The following is an 18287-nucleotide window of genomic DNA, read 5'->3' on the forward strand; positions in this document are numbered from 1 at the left end:
GCGGACTACTGCCGGGGGAGTAGTGCGGAAGCGGTCTGTCGGGATGAGGCGCGCGGGGCGGGGCGCGGTCTATCGTGCCGGTGACCGCCGGAACGAGGAGGGGTGCCGTGCAGGTGCGAACCGAGGCGAAGGAAGCGGCAGTTGCCGTCACCGTCGGCGCTGTCGTCCTGATCGCCGCGTACGTCGAGGACGGCCCGGCTCCTGGTGTACTCGACTGGCTGCTGGTCGTGCTCGCGGTGTCCGCGCTCGCCGTGCACCGCCGCGCCGCTGCTGTCTCCCTCGCCGTCATCACCGCCTGCATGCTCGGCTACGTCGTCCACGCTGACGCGGGCTCGCTCGCCGCCTTCCCCGTCCTGGCCGGTGTGCACGGGGTGGCCAGCGGCGGGCGGCGCACGGTCGCCGTCGCCGCGAGCCTGGTCTTCGTGGCGGGCTTCGCCGCGACCGGCCCCGGCACCGAGACCGTCGTGCTCCTGCTGGGCTGGTTCGTCTGTGCCGCGCTCACCGGGGTCGCGGGCAAGAACTGGCAGGCGTATCTGAAGCAGACCGAGGAGCGCGCCGCCGAGGCGGAGCGCACCCGGGAGGAGACCGCACTGCGCAGGGCGGGGGAGGAGCGGCTGCGGATCGCACGCGAACTCCACGACTCGCTCACCCACTCCATCTCGATCGTCAAGCTGCAGGCGGGAGTTGCCGTCCACCTGGCCCGCAAGCGCGGCGAGGAGGTGCCGCCCGCGCTGCTCGCCATCCAGGAGGCGAGCGGTGAGGCGATGCGCGAGCTGCGCGCCACGCTGGAGGTGCTGCGCACGGACGTCGTACCGGACGACGCGGGCCTGGCCCGCCTCGACGACCTCCTCGAGCGCGCCCGCACGGCGGGGCTCGCGGCGGAGCTCACCGTCACGGGCGGCCCGGGGCGGCCGCTGCCCGCGGAGGTCGACCGGGCTGCGTACCGGATCATCCAGGAGGCGCTGACGAATGTGGCGCGGCACGCGGACCGGGCCGAGACCGGAGTCCAACTCACTTACGGCGATGGCGTGTTGACGGTATCCGTGGAGGACCAGGGGCCGCCGAGCGACGAGCCCGACCCGGGTACGGGACTGACCGGGATGCGCGAGCGCGTCACTGCCCTCGGCGGCACACTGCACGCGGGCCCGCGTACGGGCGGCGGCTTTACCGTACGGGCCGAACTCCCTCTGGGTGCAGCATGATTCGGGTGGCGCTCGTCGACGACCAGGCCCTGATGCGCGCCGGATTCCGTGCGCTCCTCGACGCCGAGGACGGCATCGAGGTGGTGGGCGAGGCGCCGGACGGCCGGCAGGGAGTGGACCTCGTCCGTACGACGACTCCCGATGTCGCCCTCATCGACGTACAGATGCCGGTGATGACGGGCATCGAGGCGACCCGGGAGATCGCCGCCGACCCGGCTCTCGCCGGCGTCCATGTCGTGATCCTCACCAACTACGGCCTCGACGAGTACGTTTTCGAGGCCCTGCGCGCCGGAGCCGCGGGCTTCCTCCTCAAGGACACCGAGCCCGCAGAACTGCTCCGCGCCATCGAGGTCGCGTCCCGCGGCGACGCCCTGCTCTCCCCGGCGATCACCCGCCGCCTCATCGGCGAGTTCGTCGCCCGCCCGCCGGACCGGGCGACCGCACCCGGCCTGGAGACCCTCACCCGCCGCGAGTGCGAGGTGACGGCGCTGGCTGCGAGGGGCCTGACCAACGAGGAGATCGCCGCCCACATGGTCATCAGCCCCTTCACCGCCAAGACCCACATCAGCCGGGCGATGACGAAGCTGGGCGCGCGGGACCGGGCCCAACTTGTCGTGTTCGCCTATGAGTCGGGGCTGGTCGTGGCGCAGGGCAACCCGTCGCTCTGACCCCTCAGCGGTCCGCGTCCGGGCTCCAGCCGGGGAAGTGATCCGCCGCCTCCCGCAGCCACGCCTCCGCACCGCCCGGCAGCGGCCAGGCACGGGTGAGGTCGGGGAAGGTGGCGATGGTGCTCAGGTCGTCGGCGAATCGGCGGCCCTCGCCCGCGATCCGGCCCGCTGAGAACAGATCGCCCTCCGCGCGCCGCTGCTCGAAGTGGGCGATCCGCTGCTCGTACTCGACCACGCGCGGACGCGCGATCCACTCCACCCAGGCGTCAGAGGGTGCACGGGTCAGGACCACCACCGACGGCCGCCCGCCCTCGGCGAGCGCCGCGACGAGACGGTCGTGACCGTCGAGCACCACAAGGGAGTTGAGCCCGCTCAGCCACCACAGCAGCACGGGCGGCAGCACGCCCTCGCGGTACTGGCGCCGGAACGCCTTCACGCGCGCGGAGTCCGGCGCGGACAGGGCGCGCAGGGGCAGGACGTCCCGGGCGTCCTCTTCGGGGTCGCCGTACCCGAACCAGGTGAGATGGCCGAGGTCGGGATCGTACGAGAGCATCTTCGGCCAGTGCCCGTCGACGGCCCACCCCGCCATCCCCGGCACAAGATGCCAATCTCCTTCGTGCAGCGGCCCGTTGATGCTCTCGCCGAGCTGGGTTGCGAAGTGGTGCGCCCACCGCGCGGACCAGTCGGCGTCGTCCGGGGTGGCCTCGCGGAAGGTGCGTGCGAGGTCGGCGCGCAGGTGCGGCAGGGGAGAGGTGTAGCTGTTGGTGCGGGCGTAGTGCACGCCGCGATGGGTGACGCGCTGGACCGCGAAGAGCACCGGGGCGCCGCCCTGGCGCAGCACCATCCGCCGCCCGTCCGCGGTCTCCATCCGCAGCGGAGGCACGGACGGCCCCGGCACGCTCAGCTTCATCTCGTACTGCCCCCCGTGTCACCCGCTTACGGCACGCGCGCGGTCCACTCGTCGTTCGCGAACTTCGTACGGACGAGGTCCTCCGCCCGCGCCAACTCCTCGGCGGTGACCTTGCCTTCGGTGAGACCGTACCGGCTCCGGAAAGATTCGATCATCTTCTCGATCACGGCCTCGCGCGGGAGCCCGGTCTGGCGGCGCAGCGGATCCACCCGCTTCTTTGCGCTCTTCGTCCCCTTGTCGGAGAGCTTCTCCTTGCCGATGCGCAGCACCTCCATCATCTTGTCGGCGTCGATGTCGTACGCCATCGTCACGTGGTGCAGCACACCCCCGCCCGCAATGCGCTTCTGCGCGGCGCCCGCGATCTTGCCCGCCTCCGTGGCGATGTCGTTGAGCGGCTGGTACCAGGCCTGGATCCCCATGTCGCCGAGTGCGCCGAGCACCCAGTCGTCCAGATAGGCGTAGCTGTCGGCGAAGGAGAGGCCGGAGACCAGGGATTCCGGTACGGAGAGGGAGTACGTGATGGTGTTGCCGGGCTCCATGAACATCGCGCCGCCCCCGCTGACCCTGCGCACCACCGTGATGCCGTGGCGGTCGGCGCCCTCGGGGTCGACCTCGTTGCTCAGGGACTGGAAGGAGCCGATGACGACCGCCGGGACGTCCCACTCCCAGACGCGCAGGGTCGGCGGGCGGCGGCCCGCCGCCACCTCGGCGGTCAGGACCTCGTCGAGGGCGCAGTGGAGCGCGGGGGAGTGCGGCGGCTCGTGGATGAGCTGCCAGTCGTAGTCGGTCCAGTCGGTGGCCTGGGAGATCGCGCGGCGCACGGCGATTGCGATGCCCTCGGAGGTCAGTCCGTACATGGTCGTGCCGGTGGGGAGCGCCGCTTCGATGCGGGACGCGAGGCCGGGCGCGTCGGTGTCGGACGGGGCGCCCTCCAGGGCGCCGTTGATCGCGAGGATCGCCTCGTCGGGCTCCAGGAAGAAGTCCCCTGCCACCCGGACGTTCCGCAGGACGCCGTCCTCGGTGTCGACGTCCACGACGACCAGCTTGCCGCCCGGGACCTTGTACTCGCCGTGCATCGTCTTCTCCGCACCCGTAGGACCATCGCGACCCGGCCGCTGCCGGGACTCCGTCCCTACGGTAACCGAGTCGGATATTTCGCCCCAAAGGGCCGAGAGGCGGTTCTTTCGATTCCCCCTCTCGGCCCTTCGGTCACCTCAGGAGTTCGGCAGTTCCGCACGCACCGTGCGGGCGGCGGCGACCAGGTTCTCCAGGGATGCGCGGGTCTCGGGCCAGCCGCGGGTCTTCAGGCCGCAGTCGGGGTTGACCCAGAGCCGCTGCGCGGGGATGGCCTCAAGTCCCGTGCGGAGCAGGGCTGCCGCCTCCTCGGCGGAGGGCACGCGCGGGGAGTGGATGTCGTAGATGCCGGGGCCCGCCTCGCGCGGGTATCCGTGCGCCGCCAGTTCGCGGGCCACCTGCATGTGGGAGCGGGCGGCCTCCAGGCTGATGACGTCGGCGTCGAGGTCGTCGATGGCCTGGACGATGTCGCCGAACTCGGCGTAGCACATGTGCGTGTGGATCTGGGTGGCCGGTCGTACGCCGCCGGTGGTGAGGCGGAAGGACTCGGTCGCCCAGTCCAGGTAGGCGGGGTGGCCGGCGGCGCGCAGCGGCAGGGTCTCGCGCAGGGCGGGCTCGTCGACCTGGATGACCGAAGTGCCCGCCGCCTCGAGGTCGTTGACCTCGTCGCGCAGGGCGAGCGCGACCTGGCGCGCGGTGTCGCCGAGCGGCTGGTCGTCGCGGACGAAGGACCAGGCGAGCATCGTCACCGGGCCGGTCAGCATGCCCTTCACCGGGCGGTCGGTGAGCGAGTTCGCGTACGAAGTCCAGCGCACCGTCATCGGCTCCGGCCGCGAGATGTCACCGGCCAGGACCGGCGGGCGTACGTACCGGGTGCCGTACGACTGGACCCAGCCGTGCTGCGTCGCGAGATACCCGGTCAGCTGCTCGGCGAAGTACTGCACCATGTCGTTGCGTTCGGGCTCGCCGTGGACCAGGACGTCGATTCCGGCCTTCTCCTGGAAGGCGAGGACCTCGCGGATCTCGGCCCCGATGCGCTCCTCGTAGCCGACCGTGTCGATGCGGCCCGCGCGCAGATCGGCGCGGGCGGTGCGCAGCTCGGCGGTCTGCGGGAAGGAGCCGATCGTGGTGGTCGGGAGCAGCGGCAGGCCGAGGTGGGCGCGCTGGGCTTCGGCGCGCCTCTCGTACGGTTCCGAGCGGCGGCCGTCCGCATCGGTGACCGCCGCTGCACGCGCCCGGACGGCCGGGTCCCGGGTGATGGGGGAGTGTGCACGTGAGGCCAAGTCGGCCCGGTTCGCGGCGAGTTCGGCGGTGATCGCGCCCGTGTCCCGGGAGAGGCCGCGGGCGAGCGTCACGATCTCGGCCGTCTTCTGGCGGGCGAAGGCGAGCCAGCGGAGGATCTGCGGGTCGATGTCCCGCTCGGCCGTCGCGTCGATCGGCACGTGCAGCAGCGAGCAGGACGCCGCCACGTCCACCCGGTCGGCGAGGCCGAGCAGGGTGCCGAGGGTGGCCAGGGACTTCTCGAAGTCGTTGATCCAGATGTTGCGGCCGTTGACGACGCCCGCGACCAGACGCTTCCCGGGAAGACCGCCCGCGGCGGCCAGGTCCTGCAGATTGGCGGCGGCGGCCTCGGTGAAGTCGAGCGCGAGACCCTCCACCGGGGCCTTGGCGAGAACGGGCAGCGCGTCGCCGAGACGGTCGAAATAGGAGGCGACCAGGAGCTTCGGCCGGTCGGCGCGGGTGCCCAGGTCGCGGTACGTGCGGGCTGCGGCGTTCAGTTCGGCCGGAGTGCGGTCCTGGACCAGGGCCGGTTCGTCCAGCTGCACCCACTCGGCCCCGGCCGCGCGCAGATCGGAGAGGACCTCGGCGTACACGGGCAGCAGCCGGTCCAGGAGCGTGAGCGGCTCGAAGTCGGGTGCGACCCCGGGGGCGGGCTTCGCCAGCAGGAGGTACGTCACCGGACCCACCAGGACCGGGCGGGCCGCCGCCACGCCGAGCGCGAGGGCCTCCCTGAGCTCGGCGACCTGCTTCGTGGAGTCGGCGGTGAAGACGGTGTCGGGGCCCAACTCCGGTACGAGGTAGTGGTAGTTGGTGTCGAACCACTTGGTCATTTCGAGCGGGGCCACGTCCTGGGTGCCGCGCGCCATCGCGAAGTACCCGTCGAGCGGGTCGGCGGCGACGGCGTCGCGGTGGCGGGCGGGGACGGCGCCGACCATGACGCTGGTGTCCAGGACGTGGTCGTAGTACGAGAAGTCGCCGGTCGGGACTTCGTGGAGGCCGGCTTCGGCGAGCTGCCGCCAGGTGGAGGCGCGCAGGTCGGCGGCGGTCTGCCGGAGGGCGTCGGCGGTGACGCGGCCCTTCCAGTACCCCTCGACTGCCTTCTTCAGCTCACGGTGCTGTCCCTGGCGGGGGAAGCCGTACACGGTGGCCTGTGCTGCCGCGGCTGCGGGCTTGGTTGTCACGGGAAATCTCCTTCGCGAGATGACTCCTGAGCACCCCGGAGACGGGACGCGGACGCGAAGGGATGACGAACCGGGCGGACCGGACACGCGCCGAACGGCACGGTCCCCGCCTGGATGTACGCCGACCCGCCCACGAGGTCACCGGGATGTCCGCACGCAAGGGTTCACGTACGGGCAGCGGGCAGGTCTTCGGACTCGCGGGCACATCTGCCGGGGCAGATTCCTACTGGCCGTCGCTTCCCGGATCCGGGCGGATCCAGTGCGTATGACGGCGGTCGTTCCCACTCACCGCTGCGGGGCAGTCCCGGATTCCCACCGGGTTCCCTCTTACGACGCGTCTGTCCGGCTGACAGGGCGAACCAGCTGCACCGCCCAGCGTAGCCGACGGCTCAGACAGCGTCGTGACCGAAGGCCCGCAGGATGCTCTCCGCGGCGAGCGTGGCCGTCAACTCGCCGTCCCTGACCTGTTGTTCGAGGCCGGGTGCGAGAGTGCGTACGGACGGATCCGCGTGCAGCCGGCGCAGCAGCTCGTCGCGGACCATCGTCCACGTCCAGTCGACCTGCTGGTCGCGGCGCTTCGCGGCGAGCCTGCCGGTCGAATCCAGCAGGTCGCGATGTTGTTCGAGGCGCTCCCAGACGGTGTCCAGGCCGGTCGACTCGCGGGCGCTGCAGCTCAGTACGGGTGGAGTCCAGGCCGCGTCGGAGGGGTGCATCAGCCGCAGGGCGCCTGCCAGTTCGCGGCCCGCGGCACGCGCGTCGCGCTCGTGCGGACCGTCCGCCTTGTTGACGGCGATCACGTCCGCCAGCTCCAGGACGCCCTTCTTGATGCCCTGCAGCTGGTCCCCGGTGCGGGCCAGCGTCAGCAGCAGGAAGGAGTCGACCATGTTCGCGACCGCCGTCTCGGACTGGCCGACACCGACCGTCTCCACCAGGACGACGTCGTACCCCGCCGCCTCCATCACCACGATCGACTCGCGGGTGGCCTTGGCGACGCCGCCCAGGGTCCCCGCCGTCGGAGACGGACGTACGAACGCCGAAGGGTCGACAGCGAGTCGCTCCATCCGGGTCTTGTCACCCAGGATCGACCCGCCCGTACGGCTCGACGACGGATCGACGGCCAGGACCGCGACCCGGTGGCCGAGCCCCGTGAGCATCGTGCCGAGCGCGTCGATGAACGTCGACTTGCCGACGCCGGGCACCCCGCTGATGCCGATCCGCCGGGCCCGGCCGCTGTGCGGCAGCAGCCGCGTCAGCAACTCCTGGGCCAGCGCCCGGTGATCGGGCCTGGTGGACTCGACGAGCGTCACGGCGCGCGCGATCTGCGCACGCTTCCCGTCGAGCACACCCTTCACATAGGTGTCGAGGTCGATCGCCATCGGGTTCAGAGGCCGCCGTGTCCGAGATCGGCGCCCAGCCGCTGCACCAGGTCGTACGCCGCGTCCGGGATGACCGTGCCGGGCGGGAAGACCGCGGCCGCGCCCATCTCCAGGAGCGTCGGAACGTCCTGCGGCGGGATCACCCCGCCGACCACGACCATGATGTCCTCGCGGCCCTCCGCGGCGAGTTCCTCGCGCAGCGCGGGCACGAGCGTGAGGTGACCTGCGGCCAGCGACGACACCCCGACGATGTGCACGTCCGCCTCGACGGCCTGGCGGGCGACCTCGCCCGGGGTCTGGAACAGCGGGCCCACGTCCACGTCGAAGCCCAGGTCGGCGAAGGCCGTGGCGATCACCTTCTGGCCGCGGTCGTGACCGTCCTGGCCCATCTTGGCGACCAGGATGCGCGGGCGCCGGCCCTCGGCCTCCTCGAAGGAGCCCACGAGGGTGCGGGTGCGCTCGACGGACGGGGACTCGCCGGCTTCGTTGCGGTACACACCGGAGATCGTACGGATCTGGCTGGAGTGCCGTCCGTACACCTTCTCCAGGGCGTCGGAGATCTCCCCGACGGTGGCCATCGCACGGGCCGCGTTCACTGCCAGCTCGAGCAGATTTCCCTCGGCGGATCCGGCGGCGTGCGTCAGGGCGCGCAGCGCGTCCTGGCAGGCGTTCTCGTCGCGCTCCTCGCGCAGCCGCCGCAGCTTCTCGATCTGCTGGCCGCGCACGGAGGAGTTGTCGACCGCGCGCACGTCGATCTGCTCGTCGCTCTCCACCCGGTACTTGTTGACGCCGATGACCGGCTGGCGCCCGGAGTCGATACGGGCCTGGGTGCGGGCCGCGGCCTCCTCGATGCGCAGCTTGGGGATGCCGGCGTCGATGGCCTTGGCCATGCCGCCCGCCGCCTCGACCTCCTGGATGTGCTGCCAGGCCTTGCGGGCGAGGTCGTACGTCAGCTTCTCGACGTACGCGCTGCCGCCCCACGGGTCGATGACGCGCGTGGTGCCGGACTCCTGCTGGATCAGCAGCTGGGTGTTGCGGGCGATGCGCGCCGAGAAGTCCGTGGGCAGGGCGAGCGCCTCGTCGAGGGCGTTGGTGTGCAGGGACTGGGTGTGGCCCTGGGTCGCGGCCATCGCCTCCACACACGTACGCGTCACGTTGTTGAAGACGTCCTGTGCCGTCAGCGACCAGCCGCTCGTCTGCGAATGGGTGCGCAGGGAAAGGGACTTGGCGCTCTTGGGGTCGAACTGCTTGACCAGCTTCGCCCAGAGCAGGCGCGCGGCGCGCAGCTTGGCGACCTCCATGAAGAAGTTCATGCCGATCGCCCAGAAGAAGGAGAGCCGGGGCGCGAACGCGTCCACGTCCAGGCCCGCGCCCATGCCCGCCCGCAGATACTCCACGCCGTCGGCGAGGGTGTACGCCAGCTCCAAGTCGGCCGTCGCGCCCGCCTCTTGGATGTGATAGCCGGAGATGGAGATGGAGTTGTAGCGCGGCATCCGCTGCGAGGTGTACGCGAAGATGTCGGAGATGATCCGCATCGACGGCTTCGGCGGATAGATGTAGGTGTTGCGGACCATGAACTCCTTGAGGATGTCGTTCTGGATGGTCCCGGCCAGCTTCTCGGGCGGTACGCCCTGTTCCTCGGCGGCCACGATGTAGAGCGCGAGCACCGGCAGCACGGCGCCGTTCATCGTCATCGACACGGTCATCTTGTCGAGCGGGATGCCGTCGAAGAGCTGGCGCATGTCGTAGATCGAGTCGATCGCCACGCCCGCCATGCCGACGTCGCCCGTCACACGCGGGTGGTCGCTGTCGTAGCCGCGGTGGGTGGGCAGGTCGAAGGCGACGGAGAGGCCCTTCTGGCCCGCCGCCAGGTTCCGCCGGTAGAAGGCGTTGGACTCCTCGGCGGTGGAGAATCCGGCGTACTGGCGGATCGTCCAGGGCTGGTTGACGTACATCGTCGGGTACGGGCCGCGGAGGTACGGGGCGACGCCCGGGTAGGTGCCCAGGAAGTCCAGGCCCTCGGTGTCCTGACCGGTGTAGAGCGGCTTGACCGCGATGCCCTCCGGGGTCTCCCAGAGCAGGTCGTCACCGCCGGTCGCCTTCTTCACGGCCGTACGCCACTCGTCGGCGCCGCCGTCGGCGGCGGGCGCCCCGAGCTCGATCCCGGTGAAGTCGGGGATTGCCATCAGGACACGCCCATTCGGTCGAGGGTGGCGGACAGTACGGCGACGGCGTCGCAGCCCGCGAAGAGATAGGAGTCGACGTCGCCGTACTGTCCGGGGCGGCCGGCGAGGAACACCTCGCGGGCGCCGGACGACTTGAGGGTCGCGGCGGCGTCGGCCGCCTGCTCCTCGTACAGGGCGTCGCTGGAGCAGAGGCAGGCCGCGGAGGCGCCGCTCTCCTCGAACGTGCCGTCCGTGACCGGCTCGATGCCGCCGGCCTGGAAGAGGTTCGACGCGAAGGTGAGGCGGGCCGTGTGGGCGGCGGCCGGGCCGAGGGCGGCCAGGTAGACGCGCGGCCGGGTGCCGGTCGCCGCGAGGTGCGCGTCGGAGCGGGCGCGCAGCGCCTCGTACGCCTCGTCACGCCGTACGCGGGGGAGTCCGCCGGAGCGCGGCGCGGGTGCGGGCTCCCGCTCCACCGGGCGCTCGCCGAGGTCCGGGAACTCGCTGACCCCGGTGATCGGTTCACGCCGCTTGGCGAGCTTCGCGCTGCGCGCCGCCCACGTGTCCGCCAGCTCCTGGCCGATGCGGCCGGAGCGCAGGGCGGCGGCCATGCCGCCGGTGCGCTCGATCTCCTGGAAGAACTCCCAGCCCGCGTGGGCGAGTTCGTCGGTGAGCCGCTCCACGTACCAGGAGCCGCCCGCCGGGTCGATCACCCGGGACAGATGCGACTCCTCGATCAGGATCGTCGAGGTGTTGCGGGCGATGCGGCGTGCGAACGCGTCGGGGAGGCCGAGGGCGTGGTCGAAGGGCAGCACGGTGACGGAGTCGGCGCCGCCGACCCCGGCGGCCAGGGTGGCGACCGTGGTGCGCAGCATGTTCACCCAGGGGTCCCGGCGCGACATCATCACCGGCGAGGTGACGGCGTGCTGCGGCGGAGCCGCCGCGCCCGCCGCCCCGGACACCTCGGCGACGCGCGCCCAGAGGCGGCGAGCGGCCCGCAGTTTGGCGATGGTCAGGAACTGGTCGGCGGTGGCGGAGTACCTGAACTCCAGCTGGGAGCAGGCCTGTTCGGCGCTCAGCCCGGCCGCGGTCAGCTCCCGCAGGTAGGCGACGCCCGTGGCGAGGGCGCACCCCAGCTCCTGGGCGGCGGAGCCACCGGCCTCGTGGTACGGCAGCGCGTCCACGGTCAGCGCCCGCAGCCCCGGGTAGGTCTGCGCGCACTCGGCGGCGAGAACCGCCACCGGCGCGAAGTCGAACGTCTCGCGCGTACGGGCCTCGTGGCCCAGCGGATCGGCGCCGAAGGTGCCCCGGGCGGCCTCGGGGGCGACGCCCCGCTCCTCGTACAGTCGCAGCAACTCCCGGGCGGCGGGCTCGACTTCGGCTCCCGCATCGAGCGCCACGCTCACCAGATCGAGGTAGACACCGTCCAGTGCCCGGCCGAGCGAATCGACGGGGAACCCGCCCTCGCCGAGGACCAGCCAGAGCGAGGTGACGCCGTTCTCCAGATCGGCCAGGACGGTGCCGTCCCCGATCGCCGCGTACCGCTGCCGTACGTCCCAGCCACCGACGGAGTTCGCCTCCGCGCGTCCGCCTCGGACGAAGGGGGCGAAGCCGGGATATCCGGGATCGGGTGCGGAGTCGCGCGCGGTGTAGAGGGGCCGGGTGGTGAGCCCGCCCTCCAGGGCGGTGGACAGAGCTTCCTCGGCGGCCGGCCCCGACACGTCCTTGCCCGACTTGTGCAGTACGCCCTCTACGAGGCGCTGCCACTGTTCATGGGCTGCGGCGGGGAACTCGGCGGCCAGGGAAAGATCGTCGTCAGGCAGGACCGTCATGCTCCGGATGCTAGGTCAGCGCGCTAAAGGGGCGGCAGAGTGAACGCCTGTGACCTTGTTCTCCTTGATTTGCGGCAGGATCTGCGCGTACGAGATCAGCTCTCGTCGCGCGCGGCGGGCGATTTGCCCGCGGCGCCCTTGCGGGTGGTGCCGTCGACCGCTGTGCAGATGCCGAAGACACGGTCGTGACTCGTCCAGCCGTTGACGTGCCCCCGGTTGTTGCTGATCTGCACCCTGCTCCGGGCCGGATCGACGGCCGACACCAGGTGCAGATACACGGTTCCCGCGACCCGGGCGAGCACGATGTCGCCGACTTCCACCTTCGACGGGTCGACCGGAGCGACGGCCACCAGCTGACGGCTGCGTATCAGTGGAACCATCGAGGACCCGCTGGGACGGAACGTCACGGTGACTCCGGCCGCGACCCTGCCCGACACTGCATCCAATGCGCCCATACGGCGAATGTGGCGCACGAGGCTCGGCCGGTGCCACCGAATTACGCGCGATATCCGTTTCCGGGCACGCGCGGTGCGCCGTTAACGTGCGGAGATGGCTGACTCCTTCGTACCCGACGACTTCGTCGTGCCGCTCGCGCTCGACGCCGACGGCTTCCGGCTCGTGCCGCTGGGCCCCGAGCACAACGACCGCGACCTCGCCGCCTGGACCTCCAGCATCGCGCACATCCGCGCCACTCCCGGGTTCACCCGGCGCTGGCCACCCGCCGACGGCATGAGCACCGAGCAGAACCTCGCCGATGTCGTGCAGCACGCAGAAGACTTCGCCGCGCGCCGCGGATTCACCTTCACCGTGCTCGACGGTGACGACGTGATCGGCTGCGTGTACATCTACCCCGACTGGGACGACCCCTCCGTCACCACGGTCCGTTCCTGGGCGCGAGCCGACCGTGCCGCCCTCGACCAGCCCCTTCACCACGCGGTCCGCACCTGGCTCGCGACTGACTGGCCGTTCAGGAATGTGGTGTTCGACGCACGCTGACGAGGCATTTCGGTGCTGCATGCACCTTTTGCCGCACCCCGTTACGCGATCTTCACCGCGGAGGTGTCCGGCATGTGGTCAAGGCACTTGTTCTGTGGACTGTATGCGAAATACGGTCTGCGGTATTCCTTGATCAATCCCTGGCGGGAGGTAGTTCCTCGTGCGCCGAAACGCGGTTGCCCCGGTGGCAGTTGCCTTGGTGTCCCTCATGTCCGGATGTACGTCACTTCAGTCCTCGGCGACCCAGGTCGGCGGAGAACGGATGACGGACACCCGGCCCGTACGCGACGGCGGCACGCTCACCGTCGCGCTCAATGCCGACCCCGACAAGCTCGACCCGAGCCTCGCGCAGACCCTCGTCGGGCGCACCGTCTTCTCCTCCATGTGCGAGAAGCTCTACGACATCGACCAGCGCGGCACCGTCGTGCCCCAGCTCGCCTCCGCGCTCCCCGAGGTGTCGAAGGACGGGCTCACGGTCACCGTCCAGGTGCGCCCCGGGCTGAAGTTCAGCGACGGCACCCACCTCGACGCACCGGCCGTCGTCACCTCCCTGCTGCGCCACCGCGACCTCCCCGGCTCGGCGCGCGCCACCGAACTGGCCCCGCTGAAGAGCGTCGCGGCCACCGGTCCGTACACCGTGGAGCTGAAGCTCAAGCAGCCCTACACCCCGCTCACCGGCGTCCTCGCCGACCGCTCGGGGATGGTGATGTCCCCCGCCGCGCTCAAGAAGTACGGGAAGAACTTCACCAACCACCCCTCCTGCGTGGGCCCCTTCAAGTTCGTCGAGCGCGTCGGCGGCGACCGCATCGTGCTCGAGAAGGACCCGGAGTACTACGACGCCGACCAGGTCCACCTCGACAAGGTCGTCTACAAGCCCATCCCCGACGGCAGCATCCGCCTCGCCAATCTCCGCTCCGGAGACATCCAGGTCGGCGACCAGATGGCCCCCGTCGACGTCCGCAGCTCGCTCACCGAGTCCAAGCTCCAGCTCTTCAACTCGCCCTCGCTGGGCTACCAGGGCATCGGGCTGAACGTGGGCAACGTCAACGGCACCGGCGAGAAGCCCGGCAAGATCGACAGCCCGCTCGCCCGAGACGTCCGCGTCCGTGAGGCCTTCGAGCTGTCGATCGACCGCGACCTCCTCAACAAGGTCGTCTTCCAGGGGATGTACGAGCCCGCCTGCGGCCCCATATCGCCCGAGTCCGCGATCGCCCCCGGCGTCCCCGCCGCCCAGTGCCCCAAGCGCGATGTCGCCAAGGCCGAGCGGCTGTTGAAGGAGGCCGGGGTGAAGACCCCGGTGCGCATCGAGTTCAAGGTGTCGACGTCGCCCGAGTCCAGCCGCGTCGGACAGGTCGTCCAGGCCATGGCCAAGGAGGCCGGCTTCGACGTCGTCCTGCGGCCGATGGAGTACGCGACCCTCCTGGAGGAGACCGACGCCGGGCACTACGACGCCTTCACCAGCGGCTGGTCCGGGCGCCTCGACCCCGACGGCAACATCGCCAGCTTCCTCAAGACGCAGGGCGCAATGAACGCGTACGGACTCTCCGACCCGAAGATCGACCAGCTCATCGCGGACGGCCGCACCGCAGCCGACCCCGCCCAACGCACCAAGATCTACGGTGAGTTGTCGCAGCGCGTGGCGGACGCGCACGCCCTCATCTACCTCTACCGGCAGAAGAACTACATCGTCGCCACCAAGTCCGTCTCGGGCATCAAGGTCTACGGCGACGGTCTGGTCCGAGTGAAGACTGCGGGGTACACCCGGTGACGAAGTACCTGCTGACGCGGTTGCGCCAGTCCCTCATCACCCTCTTCCTGGTCAGCGTCGTCGTCTTCGCCGGCATCCGGGCCCTGCCCGGCGACCCGGCGCTCGCCCTCGCGGGCGAGGAGCGCAGCCCCGCCGCGCTCGCCGCGGTCCGCCAGAGCTACGGGCTCAACGACAACATCGTCGTCCAGTACGGGCGGTACATCGGGCACGCGCTCACCGGCGACCTCGGCACCTCCTCGCGTACGGGACTGCCCGTCGCGGACGCCATCTGCGCCGCCCTGCCCGTGACCCTCGAACTCTCCGCGCTCGCCCTCCTGCTGGCCGTCGTGGTCGGCATCGGCGCGGGCGTCGTCGCGGCCGTACGGCGCGGAAAGCCCGCCGAGTGGTTCGCCAACGCCATTGCCCTGCTGGGACTTTCGATCCCTACCTTCTGGCTCGGCATGGTCCTGGTCCTCGGCTTCGCCATCGCCCTGCCCGTCTTCGCCGCCTCCGGCTACGTGTCCTTCGGCACCGACCCCCTCGACAACCTGCGGCGCATGGTGCTCCCCGCGATCGTCCTGGGCTCGGGCCTCGCGGCCGTCGTGATGCGCCAGACCCGGGCCGCGATGCTCGACTCGCTGTCCGCCGACTACGTCCGTACGGCCCGCGCCAAGGGCCTCTCGCGGCGCGAGGTCATCGGCGGCCACGCCCTGCGCAACTCCCTGGTGACCGTCGTGACCGTCCTCGGTCTGCAGCTCGGACACCTCATCTCCGGCGCCGTCGTCACCGAGCAGATCTTCGTCCTCCCGGGCTTCGGCAAGCTCACCATCGACGCCGTCTTCACCCGTGACTACGCGACGCTGCAAGGCGTGGTGCTCTGCACCTCCGCCGCGTACATCCTCATCAACCTGCTGGTCGACGTGCTGTATTCGGTGATCGACCCGCGCATCCGGCTCGGAGGCGCCAAGTGACCACAGCCCTACGCATACCGCGCACCTCCGTGGGCGGCGCCCGACTCCGCGCCCTGCGCAGGAACCGGCTCGCCCTCACCGGCGGGATCATCGCGGCGGTCTTCGTGCTCGTCGCGCTCTGCGCCCCGCTCATCGCGCCCTACGACCCGGCTCAGCCCGACTTCGGCAACGCGCTCGCCGGCCCCGGCTGGTCGCACTGGCTGGGCACCGACGACCTCGGGCGCGACCAGCTCTCCAGAGTCGTGTACGGGGCGAGGGCCTCCATGCAGGTCGGCGTCCTCGCCGTCCTGCTGGCCTTCCTCGTGGGCGTACCGCTGGGCCTGGCCGCCGGGTACTACGGCAAGCTCGCCGACAGCGCCGTCTCCCGGCTCACCGACACGATGCTCGCCTTCCCCTTCCTGGTCCTCGCGGTCGGACTCGCCGCGATCCTCGGCCCCTCCCTCACCAACGCGACCATTGCGATCGGCATCTCGCAGATCCCGGCGGTCATCCGCATCACCCGGGCAGAGACGCTGCGCCTCAAGCACGCCGACTACGTGGCCGCCGCGGTCGCCAACGGCGGCGGCGACGGGACCGTGCTCTTCGGCCACATCCTCCCCAACGCCACCTCCGCACTGATCGTCCAGGCCACCGTCGGCGTCCCCGCCGCGATCATCGGCGAGGCGCTGCTCAGCTTCCTGGGCCTGGGCGTCCAGCCGCCGGACGCCTCGCTCGGCGTGATGCTCTCCAGCGCCCAGTCGTTCCTGGCGCCCGCGCCCTGGATGGCGGTCTTCCCCGGCCTCGCGATCGTGGCCGCGACGCTCGCCTTCAATCTGCTCGGCGACGGACTCCGTGACGTCCTCGACCCCCGTGGAGCCACCCGATGAGCCCAGACACCACGCCAGTACTGAGCGTCCGCGACCTCTCCGTCTCCTTCCGCTCGGGCGAGCGCACCGTGCACGCCGTCGACCACATCTCGTACGACCTGGGCCGCGGCGAAGTCCTCGCGGTGGTCGGCGAGTCGGGGTGCGGCAAGTCGGTGACCTCCATGGCGGTCATGGGGCTGCTGCCGCCCACCGCCACCATCACCGGGTCGGTGAAGCTCGGTGGCCGGGAGCTGGCCGGGGCCTCCGACAAGGAGCTCCAGAAGGTCCGCGGCAACGACATCGCGATGATCTTCCAGGAGCCGATGACCTCGCTCAATCCGGTGCTCACCATCGGGCGCCAGATCGGTGAAGTCCTGCGCAGGCACCAGGGGCTGAACCGCAAGGCCGCCAGGGAGAAGGCCGTCGAGCTGCTCGCGCTGGTCGGCATCCCGGCTCCCCGCCAGCGCATCGACGAGTACCCCCACCAGCTCAGCGGCGGGATGCGCCAGCGCGTGATGATCGCCATCGCGGTCGCCTGCGACCCGGCGGTACTGATCGCCGACGAGCCGACCACTGCCCTCGACGTCACCGTCCAGGCGGGCATCCTCGAAGTCCTCCAGTCGCTGCGCGAGCGCCTCGGCACGGCCATCGTGCTGATCACCCACGACCTCGGCGTCGTCGCCGACTCGGCGGACCGGGTGCTGGTCATGTACGCGGGACGGGCCGTCGAACAGGCCCCGGTGGACGACCTGTTCGCCGCACCCCGCCACCCGTACACCCGCGGACTGCTCGGTGCCGTACTGAAGCCGGGAGCCCACCACGGGGAAGCCGGGAAGCGGCGTCTGCCGGAGATCCCCGGGCTCGTCCCGAGCCTCACCGAACAGCCGGACGCCTGCACCTTCGCACCCCGCTGCACGCTCGCCGACGAGCAGTGCACCACCCGCCGCCCCGGTCTGAAGGCCGTGGAGCTCACGGCGGGCGCCGACGCCCGGCACAAGGCGGCCTGCTGGCACGCGAACACCATGACGAAGGAGGCCGTACGGTGAACGGTCCGGTACTCGAACTCGACGATCTCACCCGGCACTTCGGAGCCGTGCGCGCCGTCGACGGCGTCTCGATCACCGTCGGCCGCGGCGAAGTCGTCGGCCTGGTGGGGGAGTCGGGCAGCGGCAAGTCGACCGTCGGACGGTGCGCCGTACGCCTCGACGAGCCGACCGGCGGCACGGTCCGCATCAACGGCACCGACGTCACCCGGATGTCACGGCGCGCCCTGCGCCCGCTGCGCAAGGACTTCCACCTGGTCTTCCAGGACCCGTCGTCCTCGCTCGACCCCCGCATGACCATCGGCCAGATCGTCGCCGAACCGATGAAGCTGCACGGACTGGCGAAGGGCGACGCCCTGCGGGCGCGCGTCGAGGAGCTCCTCGGGCAGGTCGGGCTGCGCCCCGAACACGCCGACCGCCACCCGCACGAACTCTCCGGCGGCCAGCGCCAGCGCATCTCCATCGCCCGCGCGCTGTCCGTGGACCCCGACCTGCTCGTCGCGGACGAACCGACCTCGGCACTCGACGTCTCCGTCCAGGCCTCGGTCCTCAACCTGCTCGCCGACCTCCAGCGGGAGCGCGGCTTCGGCTGCCTCTTCATCACCCACGACCTGGCCGCCGTCGAGTTCCTCGCCGACCGGATCGCCGTGATGTACCTGGGCCAGATCGTCGAACAGGCCCCGACCGCCGAGCTGTTCGCCGACCCCAAGCACCCCTACACTCAGGCCCTGCTCTCCGCCGCACCCGTACCCGACCCGGTCACCCAGCGCACCCGCGAGCGCATCGTGCTCCACGGCGACCTGCCGAGCCCGCTCGACCCCCCGGCCGGCTGCCGCTTCCACACCCGGTGCCCGCTCGCCGTGGACCGCTGCCGCACCGAGGTCCCCGAGCTGCGCACCCTCGACGGCGGACGCCAGGTCTCCTGCCACCTCGTCGCCGAGGACGGCACCGCACCCGACGCTTCGTCCGCACCCGCATCCGCACTCACCAACTGACGGA

At 71.1% G+C, this 18287-nt stretch carries 15 protein-coding genes and 1 riboswitch; of the genes, 8 read left to right on the top strand and 7 right to left on the bottom strand.

The annotated features are described in order from the left end of the window. Window positions 1-107: 107 nt before the first annotated feature. Together OG707_RS33860 and OG707_RS33865 are read left to right on the top strand one after the other, a co-directional pair. Window positions 108-1202, top strand: coding sequence for a sensor histidine kinase (locus OG707_RS33860; protein WP_329125185.1), 1095 nt, complete (start codon window positions 108-110; stop codon window positions 1200-1202). Continuing rightward, on the top strand, window positions 1199-1870 hold the full coding sequence (locus OG707_RS33865) for a response regulator transcription factor (protein WP_329125187.1): 672 nt from the start codon (window positions 1199-1201) through the stop codon (window positions 1868-1870). The genes OG707_RS33860 and OG707_RS33865 overlap by 4 nt, the downstream gene beginning before the upstream one ends. Window positions 1871-1874: 4 nt before the next feature. Here OG707_RS33865 and OG707_RS33870 read toward each other — a convergent pair whose 3' ends face one another. The 7 genes from OG707_RS33870 to OG707_RS33900 all read right to left on the bottom strand — a co-directional run bounded on the left by OG707_RS33870 (window position 1875) and on the right by OG707_RS33900 (window position 12141). After that, window positions 1875-2780: a hypothetical protein gene (locus OG707_RS33870; protein ID WP_329125189.1), complete on the bottom strand. Its 906-nt coding sequence runs from the start codon at window positions 2778-2780 to the stop codon at window positions 1875-1877. A gap of 26 nt (window positions 2781-2806) precedes the next feature. Further along, window positions 2807-3856, bottom strand: coding sequence for a lipoate--protein ligase family protein (locus OG707_RS33875; protein ID WP_329125191.1), 1050 nt, complete (start codon window positions 3854-3856; stop codon window positions 2807-2809). A 138-nt stretch (window positions 3857-3994) separates the two neighbouring features. Next, window positions 3995-6316 carry a 5-methyltetrahydropteroyltriglutamate--homocysteine S-methyltransferase gene (gene metE, locus OG707_RS33880; protein WP_329125193.1) on the bottom strand — a complete coding sequence of 774 codons (2322 nt, stop codon included), beginning with the start codon at window positions 6314-6316 and terminating at the stop codon, window positions 3995-3997. A 163-nt stretch (window positions 6317-6479) separates the two neighbouring features. Further along, window positions 6480-6695: riboswitch (cobalamin riboswitch) on the bottom strand. A gap of 10 nt (window positions 6696-6705) precedes the next feature. Further along, window positions 6706-7692: a methylmalonyl Co-A mutase-associated GTPase MeaB gene (gene meaB / locus OG707_RS33885; RefSeq protein ID WP_329125195.1), complete on the bottom strand. Its 987-nt coding sequence runs from the start codon at window positions 7690-7692 to the stop codon at window positions 6706-6708. 5 nt (window positions 7693-7697) lie between these two features. Next, on the bottom strand, window positions 7698-9878 hold the full coding sequence (scpA, locus tag OG707_RS33890) for a methylmalonyl-CoA mutase (RefSeq protein WP_329125197.1): 2181 nt from the start codon (window positions 9876-9878) through the stop codon (window positions 7698-7700). Continuing rightward, window positions 9878-11686 carry a methylmalonyl-CoA mutase subunit beta gene (locus OG707_RS33895; RefSeq protein WP_329125199.1) on the bottom strand — a complete coding sequence of 603 codons (1809 nt, stop codon included), beginning with the start codon at window positions 11684-11686 and terminating at the stop codon, window positions 9878-9880. Before OG707_RS33895 ends, scpA begins: the two co-directional genes overlap by 1 nt. Before the next feature lie 95 nt (window positions 11687-11781). Then, on the bottom strand, window positions 11782-12141 hold the full coding sequence (locus tag OG707_RS33900) for a S26 family signal peptidase (protein ID WP_329125201.1): 360 nt from the start codon (window positions 12139-12141) through the stop codon (window positions 11782-11784). A 94-nt stretch (window positions 12142-12235) separates the two neighbouring features. On the opposite strand from OG707_RS33900, the gene OG707_RS33905 reads away from it, so the two are divergent. The 6 genes from OG707_RS33905 to OG707_RS33930 all read left to right on the top strand — a co-directional run bounded on the left by OG707_RS33905 (window position 12236) and on the right by OG707_RS33930 (window position 18283). Continuing rightward, on the top strand, window positions 12236-12682 hold the full coding sequence (locus tag OG707_RS33905; protein WP_329125203.1) for an N-acetyltransferase: 447 nt from the start codon (window positions 12236-12238) through the stop codon (window positions 12680-12682). A 262-nt stretch (window positions 12683-12944) separates the two neighbouring features. Then, on the top strand, window positions 12945-14450 hold the full coding sequence (locus tag OG707_RS33910) for an ABC transporter substrate-binding protein (protein WP_329125205.1): 1506 nt from the start codon (window positions 12945-12947) through the stop codon (window positions 14448-14450). After that, window positions 14447-15400, top strand: a complete 954-nt coding sequence (locus OG707_RS33915; protein WP_329125207.1) for an ABC transporter permease — start codon at window positions 14447-14449, stop codon at window positions 15398-15400. The genes OG707_RS33910 and OG707_RS33915 overlap by 4 nt, the downstream gene beginning before the upstream one ends. Then, the gene (locus OG707_RS33920) at window positions 15397-16266 is read left to right on the top strand and encodes an ABC transporter permease (protein ID WP_329125209.1); all 870 of its coding nucleotides are present in this window, start codon (window positions 15397-15399) and stop codon (window positions 16264-16266) included. The genes OG707_RS33915 and OG707_RS33920 overlap by 4 nt, the downstream gene beginning before the upstream one ends. After that, complete coding sequence (locus tag OG707_RS33925) at window positions 16263-17291, top strand: ABC transporter ATP-binding protein (protein WP_329125211.1); 1029 nt, start codon at window positions 16263-16265, stop codon at window positions 17289-17291. The genes OG707_RS33920 and OG707_RS33925 overlap by 4 nt, the downstream gene beginning before the upstream one ends. Continuing rightward, entirely contained in the window at window positions 17288-18283 is a 996-nt protein-coding gene (locus OG707_RS33930) for an ABC transporter ATP-binding protein (protein WP_329125213.1), read from the top strand. Before OG707_RS33925 ends, OG707_RS33930 begins: the two co-directional genes overlap by 4 nt. The last annotated feature ends 4 nt before the right edge of the window (window positions 18284-18287 follow it).

Source organism: Streptomyces sp. NBC_01465 (assembly GCF_036227325.1).
In the GTDB taxonomy this organism is placed as follows: domain Bacteria; phylum Actinomycetota; class Actinomycetes; order Streptomycetales; family Streptomycetaceae; genus Streptomyces.